Consider the following 25,477-nt stretch of genomic DNA (forward strand, 5'->3'; position numbering starts at 1 on the left):
GTCCGTCGACGCGTCGGGACGGCGCGCGATGCACGGACGGCCCCGTCGGCATCGGTCGGCTCTCGATGCCCGGGGGTGGACGTCCGCGGTGCGGAACGGCAGTCGCCGGTGACTACCAGATGGTGACGCGCTCGCTCGGGGAGAGCCAGAGGGCGTCGCCTTCGGTGACGTCAAAAGTAGCGTAGAACTCGTCGATGTTGCGGACGATCTGGTTGCACCGGAACTCTGCCGGGGCATGCGGATCGATGGCCAGCAGGCGGATCGTCTCCTCGTCGCGGGACTTCTGCTGCCAGGCCTGCGCCCACGACAGGAAGAAGCGCTCGGCGCCGGTCAGACCGTCGATCACGGGAGGCTCCTGCCCCTCGAGCGAGAGCACGTACGCCTTCCACGCGATGCTCAGCCCGCCCAGGTCGCCGATGTTCTCGCCGATGGTCAGGGCGCCGTTCACGTGGTGCCCGGGGGTGGTCGCGGGAGCGAGGGCGTCGTACTGCGCGATGAGCGCCTTGGTCCGCTCCTCGAACGCCTCGCGGTCGGCCTGCGTCCACCAGTCGGTCAGGCGGCCGTCGCCGTCGAAGCGCGAGCCCTGGTCGTCGAAGCCGTGGCCGATCTCGTGGCCGATGACCGCGCCGATCGCGCCGTAGTTGGCCGCGGGATCGCGGGTCTCGTCGAAGAAGGGGAACTGCAGGATCGCCGCGGGGAACACGATCTCGTTGAAGCCCGGGTTGTAGTACGCGTTGATGGTCTGCGGAGTCATGAACCACTCGTCGCGATCGAGCGGCTTCCCGATCTTGCCGAGTTCGCGGTCGAACTCGAACGCGGCCACGCGGCGCGCGTTGCCCACCAGGTCGGCCGGGTCGATCGACAGGGCGGAGTAGTCGCGCCAGCGGACCGGGTAGCCGATCTTGGGGGTGAACTTCTCGAGCTTCTCGAGCGCCCGTCCGCGGGTCTCGGCGCCCATCCAGTCGAGTTCGCCGATCGAGCGGCGGTACGCCTCGATGAGGTTCGCGACCAGGACGTCCATCTCGGTCTTGGCGCTCTCGGGGAAGTGGCGCTCGACGTAGATGCGGCCGACCGCCTCGCCGAGGGACCCCTCGACGAGCGAGACGCCGCGCTTCCAGCGCTCGCGCTTCTGCGGGGTGCCGGTCAGGGTGCGGCCGTAGAAGTCGAAGTTCGCGTCGACGAAGTCGCTCGAGAGGTAGGCGGCCGCCCCGCGGACCACCTGCCACGACAGCCAGTCGCGCCATGCGGGCAGGTTCTCGTCGGTCAGGAGGCCGGCCAGGCCCTGGAGGAAGCTCGGCTGGCGGACGACGACCTCGGCGAGCGCCCCCTCCGGAGCGCCCATCGCGGTCAGCCAGACTCCCAGGTCGATGCCGGCGGCGAGCTCCTCGACCTCGGCCCAGGAGCGGAGGTTGTAGGTGGCCTGGCTGTCGCGGCTGCGCACCTTGTCCCAGTGCACGGCGGCGAGCTCTGTCTCGAGGGCGACGATGCGCGCGGCGCGCTCCTCGGGTGCTCCGACGCCCGCGAGCTCGAGCATGCGCGCCACGAAGGGCGTGTACTTCTCGCGGACGGAGGCGAACTCCTCCTCGCGGTAGTAGCTCTCGTCGGGCAGGCCGAGGCCGCCCTGGTTGACGAAGACGAGGTAGCGCTCGGGGTCGCCCGGGTCGTTGTCGACGAAGAGCCCGAAGAGCCCGGGCACGCCCGTGCGCTCGAAGGCGCCGACGGCGGCCAGCAGGCCTGCGACCGAGTCGACGCGCTGGACGGCGGCGAGGTCGTCGGCGATCGGAGCGGCACCGAGCTCCTCGGCCCTGGCCTCGTCCATGAAGGAGGTGTAGAGGTCGCCGAAGCGGCGCTCCTCGGAGCCCTGCGGAGCGGTCGCGGCCTCGACGATGATGTCGCGGACCGCCTTCTCGGCCTCCTCCTGGAGCACGTGGAAGGAGCCGTAGCGCGCCTTGTCGCTCGGGATCTCGGTGCGGTCGATCCAGAGCCCGTTGACGTGGCGGTAGAGGTCGTCCTGCGGGCGCGTCGCGGGGTCGAGTTCGGAGCGGTCGATACCGGAGCGAGGCGTCGTCGAGGTCATGGCGACCACCCTACGACGGGCCGCCGACACCCGCCCGAGGACGACCCGTCCTCCGGCCTGCCCGTTGCGGAGGCCGCGACGGACCATCGCCGGCGACGATCAGGGCTGCGGCCGTCGACACCGGATGGACTGCCGAGCTGCCCACGCCCAGCGGAATCCAGAGGGAGCTCTCGGAGATGGAGCAGCTGTCGCGCACCCGGTACGTCTCACTCGGATCCGAGAGGGAGAGCGCGGCGTCGAATGCTGGAGCGCAGTGAGCGGTCGACGCATCGAGGTCGACGGCTTGTTCGAACAGCCGACGCTGCAGGCGTCGATGTTCGCGTGGCAGGACTGCTCACAGAGCCCGAGGCACGACAGGCGCGTCTATTTCAGTTTACGCAAACCCGATAATGGACGTCATGTCACTTACCTGACATCGAGCTGTCGCGAACTACACCTACGACGCTCTCCCCGATGCCGAGCGCCTGGCGCTCCCTGACAAGCAACGCATTATCGCCGCGATCGACGGCAGCGAGGTGACGGAGGAATAGTCCCACGGCCTGGGGGGATATTGATTAATCCTCAATATCAATCGGGCTCCGTGCCGGTCGTCGGTATCCGAGACGGGGTGCTCGCAGGGCATCCTGAATTCGACGTGGTTATCACCGTGTCCGGGATGATGCTGACAAAGGATCTTCGGACCTCGCGCATTGCGGCGCGAAGGAGATCACCATCGCCGAGAACATTTGGGGCACTTGATGACGGATGGCAATGTAACGACGTGGTCATACGTCGAGGGGGCGCGAGGGGCCAAGTGGCGTGCTCGACAGCTCAGATCCGGTGTCGGCAGCGAGGACGAGCGGTCGATGGAGCCCGCCGCCGTCGTCGAATCGTGGCCACGCGGCTTCCAGCTCATCGAAGAGAGCGAGGAGGTGAAAGGTCTTAGAAGACCCCAAGTCGGTGCGCTACACGCGCTCCTTGGCTACTGGACGACTGACCCACGAGATCCGGCAACGATCGTCATGCCGACCGGGACGGGCAAGACGGACACGATGGTCGCCGCGCTGGTGGCCGCTCGGATTGAGCGATTGCTGGTCGTGGTGCCCTCGGATGCCCTCCGTGATCAGCTTGCCTCGAAGTTCGAGACGCTCGGCGTCCTGTCCACGCTCGGACTGGTTCCCAATTCGGCCGCGATGCCGGTCGTCGGCAAGCTTTCGGGGGCGCTCAAGGACGACGCTGACGCGAGGGCACTCGCGTCTGCCTGCAACGTCGTGGTCTCTACTCCGAACGCTCTGACGAACACGTCCCCCGAGGTTCGTTCGAGCTTCCTCTCTGAGTTCACTCACCTCTTCATCGACGAGGCACACCACGTCTCAGCAACAACGTGGCGAGCGATCCGGGACGCCTTCAGGCCGAAGCCGGTCGTGCAGTTCACCGCCACCCCTCACCGAGAGGACGGTCAGCACCTCGGAGGGAACCTGATCTTCGCCTTCCCGCTCCGCGAAGCTACAGAGACAGGGCTACTTCTCGAAGATCCGATTCGAATCCGTGCTCGAGCTGGTGACCCCAGACGTCGCTGTAGCAACGACAGCGCTCGGGGCACTCCGCGCCGACCTGGAGGCAGGATTCGACCATCTCGTGATGGCGCGGGCGAAGTCGATCATCCGAGCTCAGGCCATCCTCGAGATCTACGAGAAAGAGGCGCCTGACCTCCAGCCGATCCTCATCCATCACGGTACGGGTAAGACGAAAACCACGGAGGCACTAGCGAAACTCGCCTCTCGCGAATCGAGGATCCTCGTCTGCGTCGACATGTTCGGCGAGGGGTTCGACTTTCCCCAGCTTAAGATCGCCGCCCTGCACGACCAGCATCGGACTCTGGGCGTCACGTTGCAGTTCGTCGGGCGGTTCGCCCGCAGCGGTGGCGAAGCGCTTGGTCCCGCCACCGTCATCGCAGCGCGGAGCGAGGTCCGCCATACCGACGAGCTTCGTCGGCTCTACGCACAGGACGCGGACTGGAACCTCCTCATCGAGGACCTGACCAAGCAGGCGGTAGAACAGCAGCAGGAGATTGACGAGTTCTCCAAAGCATTCGGGAGCTTGCCGGACGCCATCTCGATTCACTCGCTCACGCCAGCACTCAGCGCCGTCGTGTACCAGCCGGGGACCCTGACCTGGCATCCAGAGAACGTCAACGACTTTGTCCCTCCGGAGACGTTGCTCACGTCACCCATCCCGACCAACGAACGTGACCACGTGCTCTGGTACGTCACTGCCACCAGGGCAGAACCTCGCTGGGGCCGCGTCGAAGACGTGGAGGCCATCACCTACGACCTCTTCATCGCCTACTGGGACGATCAGAACGGACTTCTCTACATCCACAGCTCCGACAACAGCTCCGTCCACGAGGAACTCGCCGCCGCCATCACCGGACAGGCCGGGATCACCCCTCTCTCCGGCGAGAACGTCTTTCGGGTCTTCCATGAGGTGCAACGGCTAACGCCGACCAATGTGGGACTCGTGGATGCGAGAAACAGAAGTCGGCGATACACCAGCCACCATGGGAGTGATGTCACGGAGGCCTTCCCCGTAGTAGAGGCGCAGACGAAGACGCAGACCCACATCGCCGGATCGGGCTTCCTCAACGGCGCCTCCTACTCCATCGCCGGATCCCTGAAAGGACGAGTCTGGAGCCACCGAACAGCGGCCGGTCTCAAGCAGTGGACAGACTGGTGCGACGTAGTCGGACCCAAGATCATAGACGGCACATTGAGCGTCGACGAGATCATGCGCGGATTCATCCGCCCCGTTTCCATCGAGGAATGGCCCGATCAGATCGTCCTCGGATTCGAACCGACGACAGCTCTGAGTGACGTACTTGAACCGTCAGACGTCGCCTTCAACGGCGTATCGGCATCATTTGCAGACGTCTCCATCGTCGTCGGAGATCGGGAATCGGAGACCGGCCATGCCTTCACCGTCGAGGCGCCCTCGTGGTCAGCGCCCTACGTCATGCACCTCACACCCGCAGGTTTGAACGTCCAGCCGGCCACCGCCGGTCAGGAGGTCGGTATCGTCCGGCCCAGGAGCTTGCAGAACTTCTCGATGCTGGCGAACAAGCTAGGGATGCGAGTGCTCCTCGACAAAGATTCCGTCATCGAGCCGCCCGGACTGCTGCTCAAACCGAACCGCGACGTGCCGCCATACGCAGCCACAGCCCTTACCGCGATCGACTGGGGCGATGTGAATATCCGCCGCGAAGCGTGGGGAGCGGCCCGGGACCCACTTACGGTGCAGGGCCACGTCATGGGTCGTGTCTCCGGCGAAGTGTGGGACGTCATTCTCGACGACGATGGCTCGGGGGAGGTGGCCGACATCGTCGCCCTGCGCGAGGTCGACGGGACCCTCGTTGTCGAGCTCACACACTGCAAGTTCTCCAGCGAAGACCAGCCTGGGGGGCGGCTAGCGGATCTTTACGAGCTCGCAGGTCAGGCCCAACGCTCCGCCGGATGGCGCCGGAACGTGGAGAAGATGCTACAGCGCCTCTTGCGTCGGGAGCGGACTCGAGCGTCACAGGGCAAGTCCGGATTCGTTCACGGTTCGTTCGAAGACCTACAACGGCTCTACGAGAGATCGGAGGCTCTCCGCCCGAAGCTGAACATCGTTCTCGCGCAGCCCGGACTGAGCAAGCGGCTCGTCCGCGACACGCAACTGGAGCTTCTCGGCAGCGTTGACCTGTACATCAGCGAGACCGCGATGTCGTCGGTCACCGTCCTCTGCAGCGAGTGAATGAGCATTCACGAGTGCTCTCGAGTTCGTACGTGGACAGAGCCCTCTTCTGTCCCCGGCCGCAGCGCCACCAGGGGCCGCGCTACGGGTTCCTGTCGGGTCGAACATCCCCTAATGCGGCTTCTCGTACGGCAGTGAGTCACCCGGCAGGTTCTCGTCCGTCGCGCCCGTGAGTGGCTTCTCTGTGAGCGGCAGGGCGCCCATGTGAAGCTCGGAGTGGTTGACCCACCAGATGCACTCCGCTCAGGCCCCTCTCACCCCTCTTGACAAGATTCGATAATCTTCTGCTGCGCACTGCAGCCGGGCTCACATCGAGGGCAGCTGCCGCTTGTTCGTAGTTGAGCCCCTGCTCTATGCAGGCCCGGTAGAGGCGCTGGTCGAGATCGGGCAGAGTCGCGACGATGTCTTGGACGGAGCGCAGAAGCGCGGCGATCTCGGCTGCACGCTCCGGGCCGTCGACGGCATCCGTCTCCGCGGCCTCGAGGTCACTGGCGAGCGATCGCCGTGAGCCTGCCCGGTTCTCGTTCATGGTGAGGTTCCGGGCGGTCACGAGCAGCCAGGGCAGCACCGAATCGCCGGCGATCCGCACGACGGCGCGCTTTCTCCAGAGCACGACGAACGTCTCCTGGACGATGTCGTCGGCAGAGGCGGCGTCGGTCGCTCGGCTGCCGACGAGACGGAACACTGCGGGCGCGTGCCTGTCGTAGAGGGAGCGCATCGCCGCCGAGCTGTCACCGCTCAACCGCCGCAGCAGCTCGAGGTCCGACGCTAATGACTGCATCTGCTGGCCGTCCTTCCGCTCCGAGAAGAGTGTGTCGAGAGATGAGGTCGTCTCAAAGTCTGGTCGTGGTGTCACCCGTGGGACGGGGTGTTCTGCCCATGAGTTTCCACAACCGAGAAACCGTCTCAAACGTCTTCCGGCCCACGAACGCCGAACGCTACTTGACGGCCGTGAGTCCGGCCGGCTCCTCTCCCACGTCACTTCGTCAGACAGAAACCTTCATGAACTCTCGGATCGCACGCCGGCTCCTCACTGGGCTCGCCAGTACCGCCTTCGCATCGAGCATCGCCCTCACCACGACCGGTGCAGCTTCCGCCGACATCCCCCAGGACTGCTGGGTTCTCGTCGAGACCGGCGAGAACCACGGCGGACCTTCGGCTCGCAGAATCAACTCCGGCTCGCAGAAGCACGTCCGGCTCGCAGGATCCGTGGATTCCTGCGAGCCGAATGCGTTCTCACGAGCCGGAGGTGGTCACCGGCGACCGGGACCTCCGAGACGGGGCCACCTCAGGACACGGGGACGATCAGGCCGTCCCACTCCTCCAGCAGGTGGTCCTTGGTGCGCTGGTCGGTGAGCAGCTCGTAGAGCGCGGTGACACGCGGGTCGTCCTCGAGCTCGGGGGTCGTGGCGAGCACGTTGTAGTAGGTGCTGTCGGTGCCCTCGATCAGGATCGACTGGTCCTCGGTGAGGCCGGCGGGCAGAGCGAAGGTGGCGGTCACGAAGACGGCGTCCTGGTCGGGGAGGGCGAGGGCCAGCGAGGCGTTCTCGATCTCGGTGAACTGCAGGTCCCGCGGGTTCGAGGTGATGCCCTGCAGGTTCGTCACGTCGTCGTCGACCTCGATGATCCCCTCCGAGGCGAGGAGCTTGAGCGCACGGCCCTCGTTGGTCGGGTCGTTGGGGATCGCGACGGTCGCGCCGTCCTCGAGGTCGTCGAGGCTCTCGAGCGACTCGGAGTAGAAGGCCGCGGCGGGGAGGTAGACCTCGCCCGCGCTCACCAGCGAGCCGCCCGCCTGCGAGTTGTAGGTCTCGAGGAACGTGGCGTTCTGGAAGAGGTTCGCGTCGGTGCTGCCGTCCGAGAGCGCGGGGTTCGGGGTGTTGTAGTCGCTGAACTCGACCCACTCGATGTCGAGTCCCTTCTCCTCGGCGAGGTTCTCGTCGACCCAGGTCAGCAGGTCGCCGGCGGGGGTCGCGAGGGCGCCGACCTTGATCGTGCCGAGGTCGCCGGAGTCGGCGGACGCGTCGGAGCCGGAGTCGCTCGAGCACGCGGACAGGCCGAGCATCAGGATCCCCGCGGCGGCGAGGGCGGCGGTGCGGGTGGTGCGGGAGCGGGTCATGACGTCTTCTCTCGGTCCGGGTTCTGAGGGGAGGGGTGCGGGGAGCCGGCGGAGTCCGACTCCAGCGCCGCGATCGCCTGCTCGGGCTTCGCACGCCGGTCGTGCCCGACCAGGCGCGCGGCGAGGGTCGCCAACGCCTGCACGATCTGCACGATGACGAAGAGCACGACGATGACCGCGACGATGTGGATCCAGCTGTAGCGCTGGTAGCCGTAGGTGAGGGCGACGTTGCCCAGTCCGCCGCCGCCGACGACGCCGACCATGGCCGAGAAGTTGATGATCGAGGTGATGGTCGTCGAGAGGCCGAGCACGATCGCCGGGCGGGCCTCGGTGAGCAGGACCCGGCGCACGAGCTGCCAACGGGAGGCGCCGAGCGACGCGGCGGCCTCGTACAGCCCGGGGTCCACCTCCTTCAGCGCGATCTCGACCATGCGCGCGAAGAAGGGGATGGCGATGATGGCCAGCGGCACGATGGCGGCCGTCGATCCGATGAACGTGCCGATGATCAGGCGCGTGAGCGGGATGAGGGCGATCATCAGCACGATGAACGGCACGGAGCGGCCGAGGTTGACGATGAAGCCGAGGACGCGGTTCACCCCGGCGCCCAGCGCCCTCGATCCGCCCAGGCGCTCGAGGAACCCGCCGCGCTCGGTGCCGACGAGGACGATGCCCAGCGGCAGGCCGACGAGGATCGTGACCAGGGTGGCGACGCCGACCATGTAGAGGGTCTCGCCGAGGCCCTTGAGCACGACCTCGATGAGGTCGCTCCAGAACGTGGGCGAGTTCACGTCGATCACGCGGCCTCGCCTCCCCGCAGCCACTCGACCGCGAGCCCCTGCGAGCGCAGGTCGGCGACGGCGCGGGCGACGGTGCCGCGATCGCCCGGGAGCGCGAGGCGGGTGCGGCCGGCCTGGCTGCCTCCGATCGTCTCGATGACGGCGCCGAGGATCGAGACGTCCATGTCGTAGCCGCGGGCGAGCTGCGCGATCACCGGGCGATCGGCCGAGCCGCCCGAGAAGGTGATGTCGATGATCGCCGAGCCGTCGTCCTCGGGCAGCGCGCCCAGGGGGAAGAGCTCGCGCGCGAGGGCGGAACCCGGGGTCGACACGAGCTGGACCAGCTCGCCCTGCTCGAGGATCCGGCCCGACTCCATCAGAGCGGCGGAGTCGCAGACGCGCTTGACGACGTCCATCTCGTGCGTGATCAGCAGCACCGTGAGCCCCAGCTCGCGGTTGAGGCGGCGGAGCAGGTCGAGGATCGAGCGGGTCGTCTCGGGGTCGAGGGCGCTGGTCGCCTCGTCCGAGAGGAGGACCCTCGGACGGCCGGCGAGCGCGCGCGCGATGCCGACGCGCTGCTTCTGACCGCCGGAGAGCTGGGAGGGGAAGCTGCCGGCGTGCGCCGAGAGGCCGACCAGGTCGAGCATCTCGGCCGCGCGCCGGGGGCGCTCGGAGCCGCGGACGCCGATGGTCTCGAGCGCGAACTCGACGTTCTGCTGCACGGTGCGGTTCGAGAGCAGGTTGAAGTGCTGGAACACCATGCCTATGTCGTGGCGGGCACGGCGCAATGCCCGCTCGTCGAGGTCGGTGAGCGTCACTCCGCCGACCTCGACGGTGCCGGAGTCGGGGCGCTCGAGCAGGTTGACCGCGCGCAGCAGCGTGCTCTTGCCCGCGCCGGACTGGCCGACGACGCCGAAGATGGTCCCCTCGTCGACGTGGAGGCTGACGTCGTCGAGCGCGCGGACGGCGCGGGCGCCCCCGAACGTCTTCGAGAGTCCGGTCGCGGTGATCACGGGCAGGGCTCCTGACGGCCGTCGGTGCGGGATGAACGGTCTTTCAGGCTACGGGGCGCGATGACGGCGCGTGACGGAGGATGACGGAATGTGACGCCGGGCGCGGGCCCGGAGCGGGCGTCCGGCTCGCGGGAACGGGTCCGGCTCGCGGGAACGGGTCCGGCTCGCGGGAACCGCGGGATTCCGCGAGCCGAGCGGGATCCCGCGAGCCGGAGGTCGGTCAGGCCTGCGTCGCGGAGGAGCCGACCTGCGACTCGACGTACGCGCGGATCGGGGTGGTCGGGCGGCCGATCAGGCGCGCGAGCGAGCCGTCGGTGTCGCCGAGCAGTCCCTCCGCGATGTTCGCGTCGAGCCCGACGACGAAGCCGACGCCGCCCTCGGGGACGCCCGCGTCCGTGAGGATCCGGGCGTGCTCGGCGGAGTCGACGTGGGTGATCGAGGTCTCGCGACCGGCGACCTCGCCGACGACGGCGGCGAACTCGTCGAACGTCCAGGCCGTGTCGCCGGAGAGCTCGTGCACCGTCCCGACGAGGGAGGGGTCGACCAGGGCGACCGCGGCCGCTTCGGCGTAGTCGCTGCGGGCGGCGCTCGCGACGCGTCCCTCGCCGGCGCTGGAGAGCGTGGTGCCGGTGGAGGCGAGCTCGGCGACGGTCTGCTCGTAGTTCTCGTTGTACCAGCCGTTGCGGAGGACGACGGCGGGGACGCCGGAGGCGGCGATGGCCTCCTCCGTCGCCTTGTGCTCGGGCGCGAGGATCAGCGTGCTCGTGGTCGCCTTCGGAGCGCTGGTGTAGACCAGGCGCGCGCCGGCGCGGACGGCGGCGTCGATCGCGGCGGTGTGCTGCGCGACGCGCTTGCCGACCTCGGAGCCCGAGACGAGCAGCACGGCCACGGCACCCGCGAATGCGGCGTCGAGCGAAGCCGGGTCCTCGAAGTCGGCGACGGCGGTGCGCACGCCGAGGTCGGCGGCGAGCGCCTCGAGCTTCGCGGCGTCGCGGCCGGTGGCGACGATCTCGGAGGCGGCGGTGCCGCGGGCGAGCAGGTGCTGGACGGCGAGGCGGCCGAGGTGGCCGGTGGCTCCGGTGACGACGAGGGTCATGAGGTGGTCCTTCCGTAGGGCGGTGCGACGAGGTTCCGCCGACCCACCCTGCAACCGCGGACCCGCGCGAGTACTTCCCGGAATGCAGTACGCACTATTTCGTTAGTACTCAGTGACACCACTTCAGGAGGACCCGTGTTCACCACCGCCAGCACTCCCCTCGTCGCCGACGTCTACTCGGCCGACTGCGGCAGCCGCGAGATCTTCGGGCACGTCACCAGCAAGTGGGCGGTGCTCGTGCTCGCCGCGCTCGCCCCCGGGACCCAGCGCTGGGCCGAGCTGCGGCGGCGGATCGGCGGCATCAGCGAGAAGATGCTCGCGCAGACCCTGCGCACGCTGGAGGAGGACGGGTTCGTGCACCGCGAGGCGCACCCGGTGATCCCGCCGCGGGTCGACTACAGCCTGACCCCGCTGGGCGCGGAGCTGGCCGAGCGGCTCCTGCCGGTCGTCGACTGGATCGAGGAGCACGCGGTGCCGCTGCTCGCGGCGCGGGAGGCGCGGCAGCGCTGAGGCCGGTAAGAGAGCGCGGGTCTCGATACGCCCCTTCGGGGCTACTCGACCAGCAAGGGGTCGGGCGCTCGACAAGCAGGGGTCGGGCCTTTCGACCGGCCGGGAGGGGCGCTCGACCGGCCGGGAGGCGCGCTCGACCAGCCGGCGAGGGGCGCTCGACCGGCCGGGGCGGGCGCCTCGTCCCGAGTGGTCGCACCTCAGGGTCTGGCGCCGTCGCAGACCCCGTTCCGGGTCGACTCGGTGCGGGCTGCTGCGGCGAGTGGCCATGAACCGGTGCCCAGCCCAGGCGCACGGGCCGGTTCGCGGCGACTCGCCGCCCCTGCTGACCGAGTAGCAGCGCAGCGCCGTACCGAGACTCCCCGGCGAAGTGTGGCGACGCCCGGCGAGTGAGGACAGCCTCTCCTACGTCGATCGACGTTCACCTCCCGTTCAGGGCGGATCCGCCGCCGGGTGACGTGCCCGCCCGCTCGCTTTGGTTCCCTCGAGACCTCCCCCGCTTGCGAATCGAAGGACGAGACGACGATGACCGACACCTCCCGCCGACTGCTGCTGCCCATGGCCGGGCACACCCGGGGGAAGCGCAGCCCCGTCACGTGCGCGCTGAAGTGCGCCAACGCGTGCTCGGCCGCGACCTGCAACACCTCGCACAACAGCTACTTCCGCGACATCGTCGGAGCGCAGATCTCGCGCCGCGGCGCCCTGGGCCTCGGCCTCGCCGGTGCCGTCACGATCGCCGTCGCCTCCCCCGGCGCCCCGACCGCCGAGGCCGCCACCGCCACCGCCGCCGGCGACGGCTCCCCGCTCGTCTTCTCGCCGATCGCGCCGGTGCCGTACACCGTCGACGAGTTCACGGTGCCCGAGGGCTTCGCCTGGCAGCCGATCATCCGCTGGGGCGACCCGCTCTTCGCCGACAGCACCGAGTTCGACATCGCCGACCAGACCGGCGCGGCGCAGTCCGGCCAGTTCGGCTACAACAACGACTACACCGACATCGTCGAGATCCCCGGCTCCAAGCGCCTGCGCGCCCTGCTGGTCGTGAACCACGAGTACACGAACGAGAACATCATGTTCCCGGCCGCGCAGCTCGAGTCCGAGCCGGAGCGCGTGCGCGAGGTGGGCCGTGCCGCCCACGGCCTCAGCGTCGTGGAGCTCGTCCGCACCGCCGTCGACCGCCCCTGGGCGTACGTCCGCGGGGGCGAGCACAACCGCCGCTACCTGCTCGACACCCCCTACGAGGTGACCGGCGCGGCCGCCGGCTCGCCGCTCCTGACGACCGTCGCCGACCCGGAGGGACGCACCGTCCTGGGCACGCTCGGCAACTGCGCCGGCGGCACGACCCCGTGGGGCACCATCCTCTCGGGCGAGGAGAACTTCAACGGCTACTTCCGCGCGACGGGGCTCAGCGCCGAGGAGAAGCGCTACGGCCTGACCGACGCCGAGACCTCCCGCCTCTGGGAGCTCGACGACCCGCGCTTCGACGCCCGCACCCCCGGCTACGAGAACGAGCCGAACCGCTTCGGCTGGATCGTCGAGTTCGACCCCTTCGAGCCGGAGTCGACCCCGAAGAAGCACACCGCGCTCGGCCGCCTCAAGCACGAGGGCGCGAACGTCATCATCGCGCCCGGCGGCCGCGTGGTCGCCTACCAGGGCGACGACGAGCGCTTCGACTACCTCTACAAGTTCGTCTCGAAGAAGCGCTACCTCGAGGGCGACCGCGCCCACAACAAGACGCTGCTCGAGGAGGGCGACCTGTACGTCGCCCGCTTCACCGGTGACTCGCCCGTGGCCGAGATCACCGGCACCGGCGCCGTTCCCTCCGACGGCGGCTTCGACGGCATCGGCGAGTGGCTGCCGCTCGTGCTCGACGGCGCCTCGACGATCCCCGGCATGAGCGTCGAGCAGGTCCTGGTGCACACCCGCCAGGCGGCCGACCTCGCCGGCGCGACCAAGATGGACCGCTGCGAGGACGTGCAGCCCAACCTGATCAGCGGCCGCATCTACGTCGCCTGCACCAACAACTCCAACCGCGGCACGGAGGGCAAGGAGGGGCCGACCGAGGTCAACCCGCGCACCGAGAACCGCGACGGCCACATCGTCGAGATCATCGAGGACGGCGGCGACCAGACCGGCCGCACCTTCACCTGGAACCTGCTGATGCTCTGCGGCGACGCGGCGCAGGGCGACGTCGTCTACTTCTCCGGCTTCCCGGCCGAGAAGGTCTCGCCGATCTCGTGCCCCGACAACCTGGCCTTCGACTCCGTCGGCAACCTCTGGATCTCGACCGACGGCGCGCCCAGCGGCATCGGCTACAACGACGGCCTGTTCAAGGTGGCGCTCGAGGGCGCCGAGCGCGGCAAGGTCGAGCAGTTCCTGTCGGTCCCGCGCGACGCCGAGACCTGCGGCCCGATCGTGCACGACCAGGACCAGCACGTCTTCGTCGCCGTGCAGCACCCGGGCGAGGAGGGGACGTTCGAGGCGCCGACCTCGTACTTCCCCGACTTCGCGGGCACCGGAGCGATCCCCTCCGGCGCCTTCGCGGCCCCGCGTCCCTCGATCGTGCAGATCCTGCCCGCCTCGCAGGTCGTGGCGCCGACTCCGACGCCGACCGCCGGACCGACCACTGCTCCGACCTCGACGCCGACGGCCGCGCCCACCACGGCTCCGACCGCCGGCCCGACGACGGCTCCCACCGCCGCGCCGACCACGGCCCCCACGGCCGGCCCCGTGCCGACCGCGGTGCCCACCGGCACCGCCGCTCCGCTGCCCGTCGGCGGCTCGGGTGGAGGCCTCGCCTCGACCGGTGTCGAGTCGGTCGGCCTGATCGGCGGAGCCACGGCCCTGCTGGCCGCCGGCGCCGCAGCCCTGGGCCTGAACGCCCGTCGCCGCAAGGTCGAGGCCGAGGGCGACGCCGAGGCGTGACCCACCGGGGCGGCGGAGCGATCCTCCGCCGCCCCCTCCCCGCGACCTCGCTAGGATGACCCGATGCCGACCCTCAGGAGCCGCGAGTCGGCGATCATCACCGCCGTGCAGCGGTTCCCGCTGACCCGCCCCCTGCTGCCGGTCGCGCGCGGGCTGAGCTTCGTCGGCGAGCACGCCGCGGGCTGGCTCCTGCTCGGCGTGCTGGCCGCGTTCCTGGACCCGTCGCGGTTCTGGGCCTGGGCCCTGTGCGACGTCGCGATCGTCGTCGCGCACGCGCTCTCGATCGGCGTGAAGCGCGTCGTACGGCGCCCGCGCCCGCTCGGCGAGGGCGTCGAGGTGCGCGGCAAGGCGCCCAGCAAGCTCAGCTTCCCGAGCTCGCACGCCACCTCGACCACCGCCGCCGCGATCGTGTTCGCGGTGATGCTGCCGGCGCTCTGGCCGCTCGCGGTGCTCCTCGTGGTCGCGATGATGCTCTCGCGCCTCGCGCTCGGCATGCACTTCCCGACGGACGTGCTCGCGGGAGCGGCGCTCGGCGCCCTCACGGCGCTGGCCGTGCTGCCGCTTCTGCCGCTGGTGTCGTAGGCCGCGAACGTCGGCTGAGAGAAGGGGATGTCCGCCGACAGCGGAGAGACCCCCTCCTCAGCCGAGGTCCTGCACGACGTCCGGCCGGTCCTCTCAGGCGCCGGGCACCGGCGGCCCCGTGCGCCAGCGCAGCAGTGCCGCGACGGGAGCGTCGTTCGGCAGTGCGACCACGTCCTCCCCGTCCCGAGCGGTGCGGGAGTCGGTGCACAGCACGCGCGCATCCGTCAGCAGGGCGGCGCGCACGAGGGCGACGGCCGCGTCGACCGGGCCGATGACCTCGGCGCCCAGCGCCTCCTCCGGGGCCGCCGCGACCCACGGCTCGCCCGCGAGTGCGAGGAGCTCGCGCTCGCGCAGCCGCTCCGGGTCGATCACGAGCGTCGACACCTGGGCCGCGGCGAGCGCCTGCACGATCGCGCCCAGCGAGAACTCGACCGTGTTGTCGTGCCGGCCCTCGTGCGTGCGCAGGGCGTCGAGCACGTCCTCCTTCTCGCGCCGGAGGAGACGGTCGATCTGCTCCCGCACGAACTCGTCGAGAGCGCTGTCGTCACTCCCGGGGGCTCGGGTGTTGGTGGGCAGCACCGCCAGGATCGCCGCGCTCGACGGCGAGAGCTGGTCGGCGAGCAGCTGCCGGGCGCGGATGTCCCCGGCGACCACGAGCAGCTGCGGGCGCCGGGTCCGCACGATCTCGTCGACCGAGGAGGCGAGCTCGGCCTGCGTCTGCCGCCAGATCTCCTCGGCGTGGTTCTGGAAGCGGTCGCGCCGCCAGCCGCCGGCCTGCGGCTTGTGCAGCGTGTCGGTCCTGCCCTGGATCGACTCCTCCGACTCCGCCCGCTCGGCGCCGAGACGGTGCAGGCGGATCTCTCCGCCGTCGCGCGAGGTCTCGACCACGAGGTAGCGGACGTCGGGGCGGTGCTGCAGCAGCGGCACCACGTCGGGCAGGCGCCCGTAGGAGATGTGCTCGGGGGCGACGGCGAGCCCGGGCAGCACCTCGGACAGCACGATCGAGCCCGCGGCGGCGACCGCGAAGAGGCAGGAGCGGCCCTGCGGCCGGCCCGCTCCGGTCAGCAGCGCGGTCAGCGCGTCGATGTCGCCCTGCGGGGCGCCCTGCCGCCGCAGCTCGTCGGCGACGGCGGTGCCGCGCTCGAAAGCGATGTCCGGCGGGTCGCCCGAGTCGATCGAGACGTCGAGGTAGACCTGCGAGACCGGTCGGAGGTCGCGGTAGACGTCGGCGAGGGTCCGCAGTGCGTGAATGGTCGGCATCCGTGTCGTCCTTTCCCATCGGGGTCCGGACAGTCTCCGACGAGGGGCCCGGTGGGCTCCACGGGGTTGACTCCGGGGTGCGGGACCGGACGGCCGCGTGATTGACTGCGCTGTCAATCCGTGGTCTACTCCTACCACAGCGCGGTTGACTGCGCTGTCAGGACGAGTGAGCGAAGGAGCCCCGTGGACGCATCAGCAGCCGGCACCGGCGCGGAGGAGCGCGGCCGCCGGGTTTCCATGGCCGACGTGGCCCGCGTCGCGGGCGTCTCGCAGAAGACCGTCTCACGGGTGGTGAACCGCGAGGCCCACGTCTCCCCCGCGATCGAGCGGAGGGTCGCCGACGCGATCGCGGAACTCGGCTTCCGCCCCAACGCCACCGCCCGCGCGCTCGCCACCCAGCGCAGCCGCCGGATCGGCATGGTCACCATGGGCACGTCCCTCTACGGGCCGTCCTCGATCCTCGACGGCGTCGAGCAGGCGTCCCGCGCCGCCGGGTACTTCCTCAGCGTCGTGCGCACGCACGAGAACAGCGGCGCCGAGCTGCAGGAGGCGGTCGACACGCTGGTCGACCAGGGCGTCGACGGGATCATCCTCTCGGAGCCCGTCGACTTCGGCCACCCGCGGCTGCGGATCCCCGAGGGCGTCACCGTGCTGAGCTTCGACCACCCGAGCGAGGACCACCGGCCGGAGGAGCTCGTCGTCGGCACCGACGAGGCCGGTGCCGCCCGCAGCGCGACCGAGCACCTCCTGGCCCTCGGCCACGAGACCGTCTGGCACATCGCCGGGGCGAGCACCTGGTCGGCGACCCGCCGCCGCATCGACGGCTGGCGCGCCGCCCTCGCCGACGCCGACGCCCCCGAGCCGCCGGTGCTCAGCGGCGACTGGAGTCCGCGCTCCGGGTCGGAGGCGATGGCGTCGATCCTGCACCGACCCGACGTCACCGCCGTGTTCGCGGCGAACGACCACATGGCGGTCGGAGCGATCCACGCCGTCGAGGCCGCGGGCCTGCGCGTCCCCGAGGACGTCAGCGTGGTCGGCTTCGACGACGACCCGTTCTCGGAGTACCTGCATCGCCCTCTCACCACGGTGAAGCAGGACTTCGCCGAGGTCACGCGCATCGCCATGCACCGCCTGATCCGGACGCTCGAAGGACACGCCCCCGCCGACCGGCACCGCTCGGTGCCCGCCCAGCTGATCGTCCGCTCGTCCTCGGGGCCCGCGAACCCCGAGCGCGCTCCGGTGCGGCCGGCGCCCCCGACCGCCGTCCCCTAGACCCGCCTCTCCCTTCCGACCGCACTGCACCCGCACCGCGGTCCCTCTGGCGCGCCCGCCGGCCCTCCGCTGTCCCTGTCCCTCCCCGAGGAGCACCTGAATGCATCCCTTCTCCCCACCGCCCCGCTCGGCGCTCTCGCGCCGGGGCCTCCTGCGCCTCGGAGCCGCCGCCGGCGGATCGGCCGCCCTCGCGTCCCTCCTCGCCGCCTGCTCGACCCAGGGCCCGCAGGCCGCCCTCGAGTCCGGCGCCGTCGACCTCTCGTTCTGGACGCACGACGACGGCTACGTCTCGTTCTTCACCGAGGCGCTCCCCCTCGCGGCCCAGCGCAGCGCGTTCGACTACTCGCTCGACGTCACCAAGATCGGTGCGACCGACATCGTGACCAAGCTGATCGCGCAGGCCGTCGCCGGCACCGGCACTCCGGACGTCGTCGGCCTGGAGGTCGCGAACTTCGCCCGCACGCTGCGCGGCTCCATCGCCCCCGAGCTGCTCGTCGATCTGACCGAGGCGACCGCGCCCTACCGCGACGACCTGATCGCCGCGCGGGTCGACGCGTTCAGCAAGGACGGCAGCCTCTACGCGCTCGACTCCGACACCCCGCTGGCCGTCTACTACTACCGCGCCGACGAGTTCGAGCGCCTGGGGGTGCCGGTCGACGTCGAGACCTGGGAGGAGTTCGCCCAGGTCGGCGGAGAGATCAGTGCCCGCGAGGGGGTGTCGTTCGGCGCCCTCTCGGTCGGCAGCGACCTGCCGCAGGTCGTGCAGGGCTATCAGCTGCTGCTGATGCAGCGCGGCGGGCAGCTCTTCGACCGCGACGGCCGGCTCGACCTCGAGACCCCCGAGGCGGAGGAGGCGCTGCGATTCGCCGTCGACGGCCTCGCCACCGGGTTCCTCACGACCGTCGCCGACTACTACGGCCCGAGCATGCAGAGCGGTCTCAAGGACGGCACGATCCTCGGCGTCGACATGCCCACCTGGTACTCGAGCTACGGCATCAAGCCCAACGTGCCCGAGCAGGCGGGGCTCTGGCGCGTGAAGGCGCTGCCGCGCTTCGAGAACGGAGGCGGCCGCACGGCCGTCGGAGGCGGCACCGGCTTCGCGGCGGTCACCGGCAAGGCGAACAGCGACGCGGCGGTCGAGCTGATCCTCGCGGCGTACCTCGACCCGGCGCAGCAGGTGAAGCGCTACCGCGATCTCGGCTACCTCCCGACCCTCCGCTCGGTCTTCGACGACCCGGAGCTGGCCGTGATCACCGACGAGTACTTCGGCGGCCAGGCGCTGTTCGACGTCTACGGCGAGATCATCGACGAGGTCCCGTCGCTGTACCAGAGCCAGGACCAGCAGATCCTCACGACCGTGCTGTCGGGCTACCTCCTCCAGGCCTACAAGGGCACCCTCTCCCCGGCGCAGGCGCTCCGCGCGACGGCCGAGGACTTCCGCGGCCAGGCCCGCAGCTAAGGATCGATGATGTCGACTCTCACCACGGCCGGAGCCCCCGCCTCCGCCCAGGACGGCCGCGGCGGCTCCTCGCTCGAGGCGCGCGGATCGAAGCGCAAGCGCCTGAACACGACGGGCGGGAACGCTCCGTACCTCTTCATCGCGCCGTTCTACGTGCTCTACGCACTGTTCATGATCGTGCCGGTCGGCGCGGCGATCTGGCTCAGCCTCACCGAGTGGGTGGGCCTGGGATCGCCGGAGTTCATCGGGCTGGGCAACTACGCCGACCTGCTCGGCGACACCAGCTTCGGCGTCGCCCTCGTCAACACGCTGATCTACACGCTCATCGCGGTGTTCGTGATCGTGCCGTGCTCGCTGATGATCGCGCAGGGCCTGAACGCCCGCGGGCTCAAGGCGCGCGACCTGTTCCGGCTCACCTTCTTCATCCCGATGGTGCTCTCGCCGATCGTGATCGCGCTGATCTACAGCCTGATCTTCGACCGCAGCTACGGACTGCTGAACTCGCTCCTGCGGGCCCTCTTCGGCCTGGGCGACATCGACTGGCTCGGCGACCCCTCGCTCGCGAAGGTCGCGATCGGCTTCGTGCTGCTCTGGCGCACGGTCGGCTACCTCACGATCTTCTTCCTCGCCGCTCTGCAGGCGGTGCCGAAGGAGCTGTACGAGGCCGCCGAGCTGGACGGCGCCGGAGTCCTCGCCAAGTTCCGCACCGTCACCCTGCCCGCGATCCGACCGGTGACGGCGTTCGTCGTCGTCACCTCGTTCATCAGCGCGGCCCAGCTCTTCGACGAGCCGTACCTGCTGACCCGAGGCGGACCCGGAGAAGCGACGCTCTCGGTCTCGATGTTCATCTACCGCGCCGCCTTCGAGCGCCAGCAGTTCGGCTACGCCGCCGCTGCCGGAGTCGTGCTCTTCGTGCTCGTCTTCGCCGTCAGCCAGATCCTCAACCGCGCCCTCGCCATCGGGAGAACCTCATGACCGCCACCACGGGAATCGTCACCGCCCGCTCCGGACGCACCCCCGGTCCTCGGCAGCGGAAGGCGTCCGGCGGCGAGCGCGCCCGTCGCGGGCTGCTCTACGTCACCCTCTCGGCACTGCTGCTGGTGTTCGTCCTGCCCCTGGTCTGGGCGCTCAGCGGCTCGTTCAAGAACCGCGGCGACATCTTCTCGACGCCGCCGTCGCTCCTCCCGAACCCCGCGACCACCGAGAACTACACCAATCTGCTCACCACCCAGCCGTTCTGGAACTGGTTCGGGATGAGCATCGGCACCTCGCTGATCGCGACCGCCGTCTCGGTGTTCGTCTGCGCGATGGCCGGCTACGGCTTCGCGAAGTTCGCCTTCCGCGGCAAGCGGGTGCTGTTCACGATCATGTTCTCGTCGCTGTCGGTGCCGTTCGTCGTGATCCTGGTGCCGCTGTTCATCCTGGTCGTGAAGGCGGGACTCTCGAATCCGTGGTTCGCGCTGATCGTGCCCTGGGTGGCTCCCGCGTTCGGGATCTTCATGATGCAGCAGTTCATCGTGCAATCGATCCCGGACGAGATCATCGAGGCGGCCCGCATCGACGGCAACTCCGAGTTCGGCATCTTCTGGCGAGTGGTGCTGCCGCTGCTGCGCCCGTCGCTCGGCGCGCTGGGAGTCTGGGGGTTCCTGCAGAGCTACAACAGCTTCCTCTGGCCGCTCGTGCTGCTCTCGGACTCGTCGCAGTACACGATCCCGCTGGGGCTCAACATCCTCTTCGCCTCCGAGAACCGCTCGTACGATCTCGTCCTCGCCGGCGCGGTGCTGGCCTCGGTACCGACCATCCTGGTCTTCTTCCTCCTGCGCAGGCAGCTGCTCGACGGTCTGACCGCGGGCGCCGTCAAGGAGCTGACGCCCACCACCTCCCCACCACTGAAAGGCGACCATGCAGCACCTCACCGATCGCATCCTGTTCGGCGCGGCCTACTACCACGAGTACCAGCCCACCTCGCGGCTCGGCAGCCGCGACCTGGCCGAGGACCTCCGGCTCATGAAGGCCGCCGGGTTCACCGTGATCCGCGTGGGCGAGTCCGTCTGGTCGACCTGGGAGCCCGAGAACGGCGTCTTCGACCTCGACTGGCTGCAGCCGGTCCTCGACGGGGCGCACGAGCACGGCATCTCGGTCGTGCTGGGTACGCCGACCTACGCGGTGCCGATGTGGCTCGCGCGGCTGTACCCCGAGATCAACGCGCACCGCGCGACCGGGCAGCCGATCGGCTGGGGCGCGCGCCAGGAGATCGACTACACGCACCCCGCGTTCCTCTTCCACGCCGAGCGCGTGATCCGCCGCATCGTCGAGCGCTACGCCGCGCACCCCGCGGTCATCGGCTTCCAGGTCGACAACGAGCCGGGCAACGAGATCTTCCACAACCGGCAGGTCTTCGAGCGCTTCGTCGACCACCTGCGCGCCACGTACGGCACGGTCGAGGCGCTCAACGACGAATGGGGGTTGACCTACTGGTCGCACCGGCTCTCGACCTGGTCCGACCTGTGGACCCCGGATGCGAACGCGCAGCCGCAGTACGACCTCGCGTGGCGCCGCTTCCAGGCCTCGCTGACGACGGACTTCATCGGCTGGCAGGCCGACCTGGTGCGCGGCATCACCGAGCGGGTCGGGCGCGACGACCAGTTCGTCACCACCTGCATCTCGTACGAGCGGACGACCGTGCAGGACGAGGAGCTGGTGCGCCGCCTCGACGTGACCGCCGGCAACCCGTACTACCGGATGCAGGACGGCCTCGAACTGCCCGACGCGCGTCCGTTCGACCAGCACTGGACCACCTCCGGCACGTGGGCGCTCTACGCGACCGCCGACCGGATGTACGGCTCGAAGCAGGCGCCGTTCCTCGTCACCGAGACCGACGCGCAGGCGATCGGCATGTCATGGTCGAACGAGCCCGCCTACGACGGCCAGTGGCGCCAGGCGGCCTGGGCGCTGGTCTCGCGCGGCGCGACGATGATCGAGTACTGGCACTGGCACACGCTCCACCACGGCGCGGAGACGTACTGGGGCGGGGTGCTGCCGCACTCGCAGGAGCCCGGCCGCGCCTACGAGCAGATCGCCGCGCTGGGCGCCGACTTCGCCGCGGCGGGCGACCGGGTGTCCGAGCTGGTGCCCGACTCCGACGTCGCGATCCTGTTCTCGAACGAGAGCAAGTGGGCGCTGGAGGAGCACCCCGCCTTCAGCGACTCCGCCCTCGGTGCCGACGCGGCGAGCGGCATGCCGGTGCCGGACCGCCGAAGCTTCCAGACGGCCCGCGACGCCTTCGCGCGCGGTGCCTTCGACGCGGGGCTGCAGGCCTCGACCGTGCACCCGTCGCAGCTGACCGCCGTGTCGGCCGCAGAGTACGCGGCCGCGCATCCGGTCCTCGTCGCCGCGGCGTTCACGATCGCGGACGACGCGCAGCTGCAGTGGCTCGAGGCCTACGCGGCGGCGGGCGGCCACCTCGTCGTGGGCGTCCGCACCGGCTACGAGGACGAGGAGGGCCGGGCCCGCCTGCAGCGCAAGCCCGCGTTCCTCGACGCGGCCGCCGGCGTGCACTACGACGAGTTCGCGAACCTCGCGGTGCCCCTGCCGGTGGAGGCGGAGTCGGGCTTCCCGCTGCCCGACGGCGCCCGCGCGACGGTCTGGGCCGACGGGGTGCAGGTCGACGACGCGACCGTGCTCGTGCGCTACCGGCACCCGCACTACGGGCGCTTCGCGGCGGTCACGACCCGCTCGCACGGAGCCGGACGCGTGACCTACGTGGGCACGGTGCCCGACCTCGCGCTCGCGAAGGCGCTGATGGAGTGGGCGGTGTCGGAGTCGTCCGCGGCGACGACCCCGTGGCGTGCGGCCTCGCCGACGCAGACCGTGACGAGCGCGACCAACCGGCACGGCGAGCGCGTGCGCTTCGTGCACAACTGGTCGTGGGAGCCGTCGACGTTCGCGCTGCCCGAGGCGGTCGAGGACGTGCTCTCGGGTGAGGCGTCTGCGGCCGGGGACGTGCTGGAGCTCGGACCCTGGGACGTGCAGGTGCTGGTCTCGCGCGACTGACGGTCTCTGCGAGGTCCGCTCGCGGTCGTCTCGAGCGGTGGAACCCCCTCGCGTCTCGGTTGTGAGGGAGGAGTCGGCTGCCCCGCAGCCGATCCGATCACCACACACACGACGTGACTTCTCCTGAGAGACCCCCGCGCCCTCGCTGGTCGAGTAGCGGCCGCAGGCCGCGTATCGAGACCCCCGTGTCCAGGTGGTGCAGATCTCGATACGGCCGCTGCGCGGCCTACTCGATCAGCGGGGCCGGGGGAGTCGCTCGTCCCGCGAGTCGACGCGAGCCGGGCCTGGCGCATGCGTCGGACCCCGCTTCGCGGCGACCGGGGGTCCCGGCATGCCGCGACTGGACCCGCGTCGGGGCGTGCACCCACGGCGGACCCCGCTTCGCGGCCACTCGATGCACCCTGGCGCCCTCGCGGGTCGAGTATCAACGGCGAAGCCACTCCGCGTCTCGGTGGCGGAACGCCCATTGGTCGACTAGTCCCGCGGGGGCGTATCGAGACCGGCCGCAGCCAGCAGATCGCGCCTCCGACCGGGCCTTCTCGTAGTGGTGGATCTTGATACGCCCGCAAGGCGGGCTACTCGATCAGCACGGTGGAGGGGGCCGTACGAGGGAGGCGGCTTCTCCAGGAGAGCGCATCTCGCAGGGCGCGTCAGCAGTCGGGATGGAGCTCGGGCGCCTCAGAGCAGGCGCCGCGCCGACGCCCAGGCCGTGAGCTCGTACCGCGACGAGAGCTGGAGCTTGCGCAGCACCGCGGAGACGTGGGACTCGACGGTCTTGACCGAGATGAAGAGCTCGGCGGCCGCCTCCTTGTAGGCGTAGCCGCGGGCGATCAGGCGCATCACCTCGCGCTCGCGGGCCGAGAGCCGGTCGAGCTCGTCGACCGACTCGGCCTGCTCGCCCGCGAGAGCGCCGAACGCATCGAGGACGAACCCGGCGAGACGCGGGGAGAACACGGCGTCGCCGCCCGCGACCGCCTCGACCGCGCGGCTCACCTCGGCGCCGGAGCTCGTCTTGGTGATGTAGCCGCGGGCCCCCGCGCGGATCACGCCCACCACGTCCTCGGCCGCGTCCGAGACGCTGAGCGCGAGGAACCGCACCGAGTCGAGGAGCGCGGCGCTGCGCCGGAGGACCTCGGCGCCGCCCCCGCCCGCACCGCCCGGCAGGTGCACGTCGAGCAGCACCACCTCGGGCCGCGTCTCGGCGACCAGGCGCACGGCCGAGTCGACGTCGGCCGCCTCGCCGATGACCTCGAGACCCGGCGCCAGATCGGCGCGCAGCCCCGACCGGAAGATGGAGTGGTCGTCGACCAGCACGACGCGCGTCACGACGCGGCCCCCAGCCGCAGGTGCACCTCGGTGCCCGAGCCGCCGACCCCCGGGCGCACGACGGCGCTGCCGCCGGCGCGGGTCATCCGGCCGATGATCGACTCGCGGATGCCGAGCCGGTCGCCGGGCAGCGCGCCCAGATCGACGCCCGGGCCCCGGTCGCGCACGAAGACGTCGACGCCGTCGACGGCCGACTCGACGTAGACCGAGATCTCGCCGCCCGCGTGGCGTGCCGCGTTGAGCACGGCCTCGCGGGTCGCGGCGAGCAGCGAAGCGGCGCCCGGCAGCGAGACCCCGACCGCCACGACCTCGATGGTGGCGGGGTAGTCGAGCTCGACGGCGGCCGCGATGGCGCGGATCTCGGCGGCGAGATCGTTGGCGACCGGCACGTCGCGCTCGAACAACCAGTCGCGCAGCTCGCGCTCCTGGGCGCGGGCGATGCGGGCGACCTCGCTCGAGGCTCCGGCGCGGTTCTGGATGAGGGCGAGGGTCTGCAGCACGGAGTCGTGCAGGTGCGCGGCGATCTCGGCGCGCTGCTCCTCGCGCACCCGGGCCGCCCGCTCGCCCATCAGCTCGGTCCAGAGCCGGACGACGCCCGGTGCGGCGAGGACGCCTGCGACGGCGATCAGCAGGCCCACCGCGAGGACCGCGTTGACGGCGCTCGGCCGGGCGACGAGCACCGCGACTCCGGCGACGAGCAGGGCGGCGCAGGAGGCGAGGCGCACCTGCAGCGAGGCGCGGGCCGTCGCGGACGGATCGTCGCGGCCCGGCCCGAGCGCCCAGGCGACCGCCGATCCGGCGAGCGCCGCGACCGCCGCCAGCGCGCGCGTCACCGCGACGTCGTCGCGCGCCTCGAGCGCGAGGAGCACGGCTCCGGCGGCCACGACGGCGGCGACCGACAGCAGCCCGGCGACGGGGACGACGCGGCGGACGGCCCGATCGGACTCGCCCTCGGACGGGGCGAGCGGCACGAGGGCCCACAGCCACAGGTAGAGGAGCACGCCGCCCCCGCCCAGCAGAGCGGCGAAGACCGTGAAGAACCGGGTGGAGTAGAGGGTCCAGCCGAGGTGCTCGGCGAGCGCCGCGCAGACACCGCCGAGGACGACCCTCCTGGGGCGTCGCAACGGCGGTCTGACCGCGGTGCTCGAGATGCTCACACGTGCATCCAAACAGGTCGTCGGGGTCGCCGGGGAGGAAACGAGGGTCGAGTCAGGGGTTCCCCCGATGGTCGCCGCCTGGGGAGGAGCGGG

At 70.5% G+C, this 25,477-nt stretch carries 17 protein-coding genes and 2 pseudogenes; 10 read left to right on the plus strand and 9 right to left on the minus strand.

Annotated features, from left to right (window positions below; genetic code table 11):
- Nucleotides 1-112 precede the first annotated feature (112 nt).
- Nucleotides 113-2,077 (minus strand): M13 family metallopeptidase, encoded by a 1,965-nt coding sequence (locus AC0CID_RS12650; RefSeq protein ID WP_465227080.1) that lies wholly within the window; start codon nucleotides 2,075-2,077, stop codon nucleotides 113-115.
- 737 nt (nucleotides 2,078-2,814) lie between these two features.
- Between AC0CID_RS12650 and AC0CID_RS12655 the strand changes: the two genes are divergently transcribed.
- Together AC0CID_RS12655 and AC0CID_RS12660 are read left to right on the plus strand one after the other, a co-directional pair.
- A complete protein-coding gene (locus tag AC0CID_RS12655; RefSeq protein ID WP_465227081.1) occupies nucleotides 2,815-3,765 on the plus strand; it encodes a DEAD/DEAH box helicase family protein in 951 nt (316 codons plus the stop codon).
- A complete protein-coding gene (locus AC0CID_RS12660; RefSeq protein WP_465228098.1) occupies nucleotides 3,698-5,845 on the plus strand; it encodes a DEAD/DEAH box helicase in 2,148 nt (715 codons plus the stop codon). The genes AC0CID_RS12655 and AC0CID_RS12660 overlap by 68 nt, the downstream gene beginning before the upstream one ends.
- Nucleotides 5,846-5,984: 139 nt before the next feature.
- Here the strand turns inward: AC0CID_RS12660 and AC0CID_RS12665 are convergent, their stop codons facing one another.
- The 5 genes from AC0CID_RS12665 to AC0CID_RS12685 all read right to left on the minus strand — a co-directional run bounded on the left by AC0CID_RS12665 (nucleotide 5,985) and on the right by AC0CID_RS12685 (nucleotide 10,846).
- Nucleotides 5,985-6,626, minus strand: a complete 642-nt coding sequence (locus AC0CID_RS12665; protein WP_465227082.1) for an RNA polymerase sigma factor — start codon at nucleotides 6,624-6,626, stop codon at nucleotides 5,985-5,987.
- A gap of 507 nt (nucleotides 6,627-7,133) precedes the next feature.
- On the minus strand, nucleotides 7,134-7,961 hold the full coding sequence (locus AC0CID_RS12670; protein WP_465227083.1) for a MetQ/NlpA family ABC transporter substrate-binding protein: 828 nt from the start codon (nucleotides 7,959-7,961) through the stop codon (nucleotides 7,134-7,136).
- Complete coding sequence (locus tag AC0CID_RS12675) at nucleotides 7,958-8,758, minus strand: methionine ABC transporter permease (RefSeq protein WP_465227084.1); 801 nt, start codon at nucleotides 8,756-8,758, stop codon at nucleotides 7,958-7,960. The genes AC0CID_RS12670 and AC0CID_RS12675 overlap by 4 nt, the downstream gene beginning before the upstream one ends.
- A complete protein-coding gene (locus AC0CID_RS12680; RefSeq protein ID WP_465227085.1) occupies nucleotides 8,755-9,750 on the minus strand; it encodes a methionine ABC transporter ATP-binding protein in 996 nt (331 codons plus the stop codon). Before AC0CID_RS12680 ends, AC0CID_RS12675 begins: the two co-directional genes overlap by 4 nt.
- A gap of 220 nt (nucleotides 9,751-9,970) precedes the next feature.
- On the minus strand, nucleotides 9,971-10,846 hold the full coding sequence (locus tag AC0CID_RS12685) for an NAD(P)H-binding protein (protein WP_465227086.1): 876 nt from the start codon (nucleotides 10,844-10,846) through the stop codon (nucleotides 9,971-9,973).
- Nucleotides 10,847-10,981: 135 nt separating this feature from the next.
- Here AC0CID_RS12685 and AC0CID_RS12690 point away from each other — a divergent pair, with 135 nt between their 5' ends.
- The 3 genes and pseudogenes from AC0CID_RS12690 (at nucleotide 10,982) to AC0CID_RS12700 (ending at nucleotide 14,857) form a co-directional block, all read left to right on the plus strand.
- Nucleotides 10,982-11,356, plus strand: a complete 375-nt coding sequence (locus AC0CID_RS12690; protein ID WP_465227087.1) for a winged helix-turn-helix transcriptional regulator — start codon at nucleotides 10,982-10,984, stop codon at nucleotides 11,354-11,356.
- Nucleotides 11,357-11,878: 522 nt separating this feature from the next.
- Nucleotides 11,879-13,927: pseudogene (locus AC0CID_RS12695) on the plus strand (PhoX family protein); the annotation flags it as partial.
- Nucleotides 13,928-14,338: 411 nt separating this feature from the next.
- On the plus strand, nucleotides 14,339-14,857 hold the full coding sequence (locus AC0CID_RS12700) for a phosphatase PAP2 family protein (protein ID WP_465227088.1): 519 nt from the start codon (nucleotides 14,339-14,341) through the stop codon (nucleotides 14,855-14,857).
- 93 nt (nucleotides 14,858-14,950) lie between these two features.
- On the opposite strand, the gene AC0CID_RS12705 is transcribed toward AC0CID_RS12700, so the two are convergent.
- Nucleotides 14,951-16,117 carry a baeRF2 domain-containing protein gene (locus AC0CID_RS12705; RefSeq protein ID WP_465227089.1) on the minus strand — a complete coding sequence of 389 codons (1,167 nt, stop codon included), beginning with the start codon at nucleotides 16,115-16,117 and terminating at the stop codon, nucleotides 14,951-14,953.
- Between the two features lie 183 nt (nucleotides 16,118-16,300).
- Here AC0CID_RS12705 and AC0CID_RS12710 point away from each other — a divergent pair, with 183 nt between their 5' ends.
- The 5 genes and pseudogenes from AC0CID_RS12710 (at nucleotide 16,301) to AC0CID_RS12730 (ending at nucleotide 22,901) form a co-directional block, all read left to right on the plus strand.
- Nucleotides 16,301-17,389 (plus strand): LacI family DNA-binding transcriptional regulator, encoded by a 1,089-nt coding sequence (locus tag AC0CID_RS12710; RefSeq protein ID WP_465227090.1) that lies wholly within the window; start codon nucleotides 16,301-16,303, stop codon nucleotides 17,387-17,389.
- Between the two features lie 100 nt (nucleotides 17,390-17,489).
- Complete coding sequence (locus AC0CID_RS12715) at nucleotides 17,490-18,848, plus strand: ABC transporter substrate-binding protein (protein ID WP_465227091.1); 1,359 nt, start codon at nucleotides 17,490-17,492, stop codon at nucleotides 18,846-18,848.
- 9 nt (nucleotides 18,849-18,857) lie between these two features.
- A complete protein-coding gene (locus tag AC0CID_RS12720; protein ID WP_465227092.1) occupies nucleotides 18,858-19,823 on the plus strand; it encodes a carbohydrate ABC transporter permease in 966 nt (321 codons plus the stop codon).
- A 392-nt stretch (nucleotides 19,824-20,215) separates the two neighbouring features.
- A pseudogene (locus AC0CID_RS12725) lies at nucleotides 20,216-20,611 on the plus strand (carbohydrate ABC transporter permease); the annotation flags it as partial.
- A gap of 139 nt (nucleotides 20,612-20,750) precedes the next feature.
- Entirely contained in the window at nucleotides 20,751-22,901 is a 2,151-nt protein-coding gene (locus AC0CID_RS12730; RefSeq protein WP_465227093.1) for a beta-galactosidase, read from the plus strand.
- 678 nt (nucleotides 22,902-23,579) lie between these two features.
- Here AC0CID_RS12730 and AC0CID_RS12735 read toward each other — a convergent pair.
- Together AC0CID_RS12735 and AC0CID_RS12740 are read right to left on the minus strand one after the other, a co-directional pair.
- The gene (locus AC0CID_RS12735; protein ID WP_465227094.1) at nucleotides 23,580-24,227 is read right to left on the minus strand and encodes a LuxR C-terminal-related transcriptional regulator; all 648 of its coding nucleotides are present in this window, start codon (nucleotides 24,225-24,227) and stop codon (nucleotides 23,580-23,582) included.
- Nucleotides 24,224-25,384 carry a sensor histidine kinase gene (locus AC0CID_RS12740; protein ID WP_465227095.1) on the minus strand — a complete coding sequence of 387 codons (1,161 nt, stop codon included), beginning with the start codon at nucleotides 25,382-25,384 and terminating at the stop codon, nucleotides 24,224-24,226. The genes AC0CID_RS12735 and AC0CID_RS12740 overlap by 4 nt, the downstream gene beginning before the upstream one ends.
- Nucleotides 25,385-25,477 lie beyond the last annotated feature (93 nt).

Source organism: Rathayibacter sp. AC451, assembly GCF_979253095.1.

Coding starts and splice junctions, on each gene's coding strand:
- AC0CID_RS12650 (WP_465227080.1), bottom strand. CDS start 2,077: ATGACCTCGACGACGCCTCGCTCCGGTATCGACCGCTCCGAACTCGAC.
- AC0CID_RS12655 (WP_465227081.1), top strand. CDS start 2,815: ATGACGGATGGCAATGTAACGACGTGGTCATACGTCGAGGGGGCGCGA.
- AC0CID_RS12660 (WP_465228098.1), top strand. CDS start 3,698: ATGGCGCGGGCGAAGTCGATCATCCGAGCTCAGGCCATCCTCGAGATC.
- AC0CID_RS12665 (WP_465227082.1), bottom strand. CDS start 6,626: ATGCAGTCATTAGCGTCGGACCTCGAGCTGCTGCGGCGGTTGAGCGGT.
- AC0CID_RS12670 (WP_465227083.1), bottom strand. CDS start 7,961: ATGACCCGCTCCCGCACCACCCGCACCGCCGCCCTCGCCGCCGCGGGG.
- AC0CID_RS12685 (WP_465227086.1), bottom strand. CDS start 10,846: ATGACCCTCGTCGTCACCGGAGCCACCGGCCACCTCGGCCGCCTCGCC.
- AC0CID_RS12700 (WP_465227088.1), top strand. CDS start 14,339: ATGCCGACCCTCAGGAGCCGCGAGTCGGCGATCATCACCGCCGTGCAG.
- AC0CID_RS12705 (WP_465227089.1), bottom strand. CDS start 16,117: ATGCCGACCATTCACGCACTGCGGACCCTCGCCGACGTCTACCGCGAC.
- AC0CID_RS12715 (WP_465227091.1), top strand. CDS start 17,490: ATGCATCCCTTCTCCCCACCGCCCCGCTCGGCGCTCTCGCGCCGGGGC.
- AC0CID_RS12720 (WP_465227092.1), top strand. CDS start 18,858: ATGTCGACTCTCACCACGGCCGGAGCCCCCGCCTCCGCCCAGGACGGC.
- AC0CID_RS12730 (WP_465227093.1), top strand. CDS start 20,751: ATGCAGCACCTCACCGATCGCATCCTGTTCGGCGCGGCCTACTACCAC.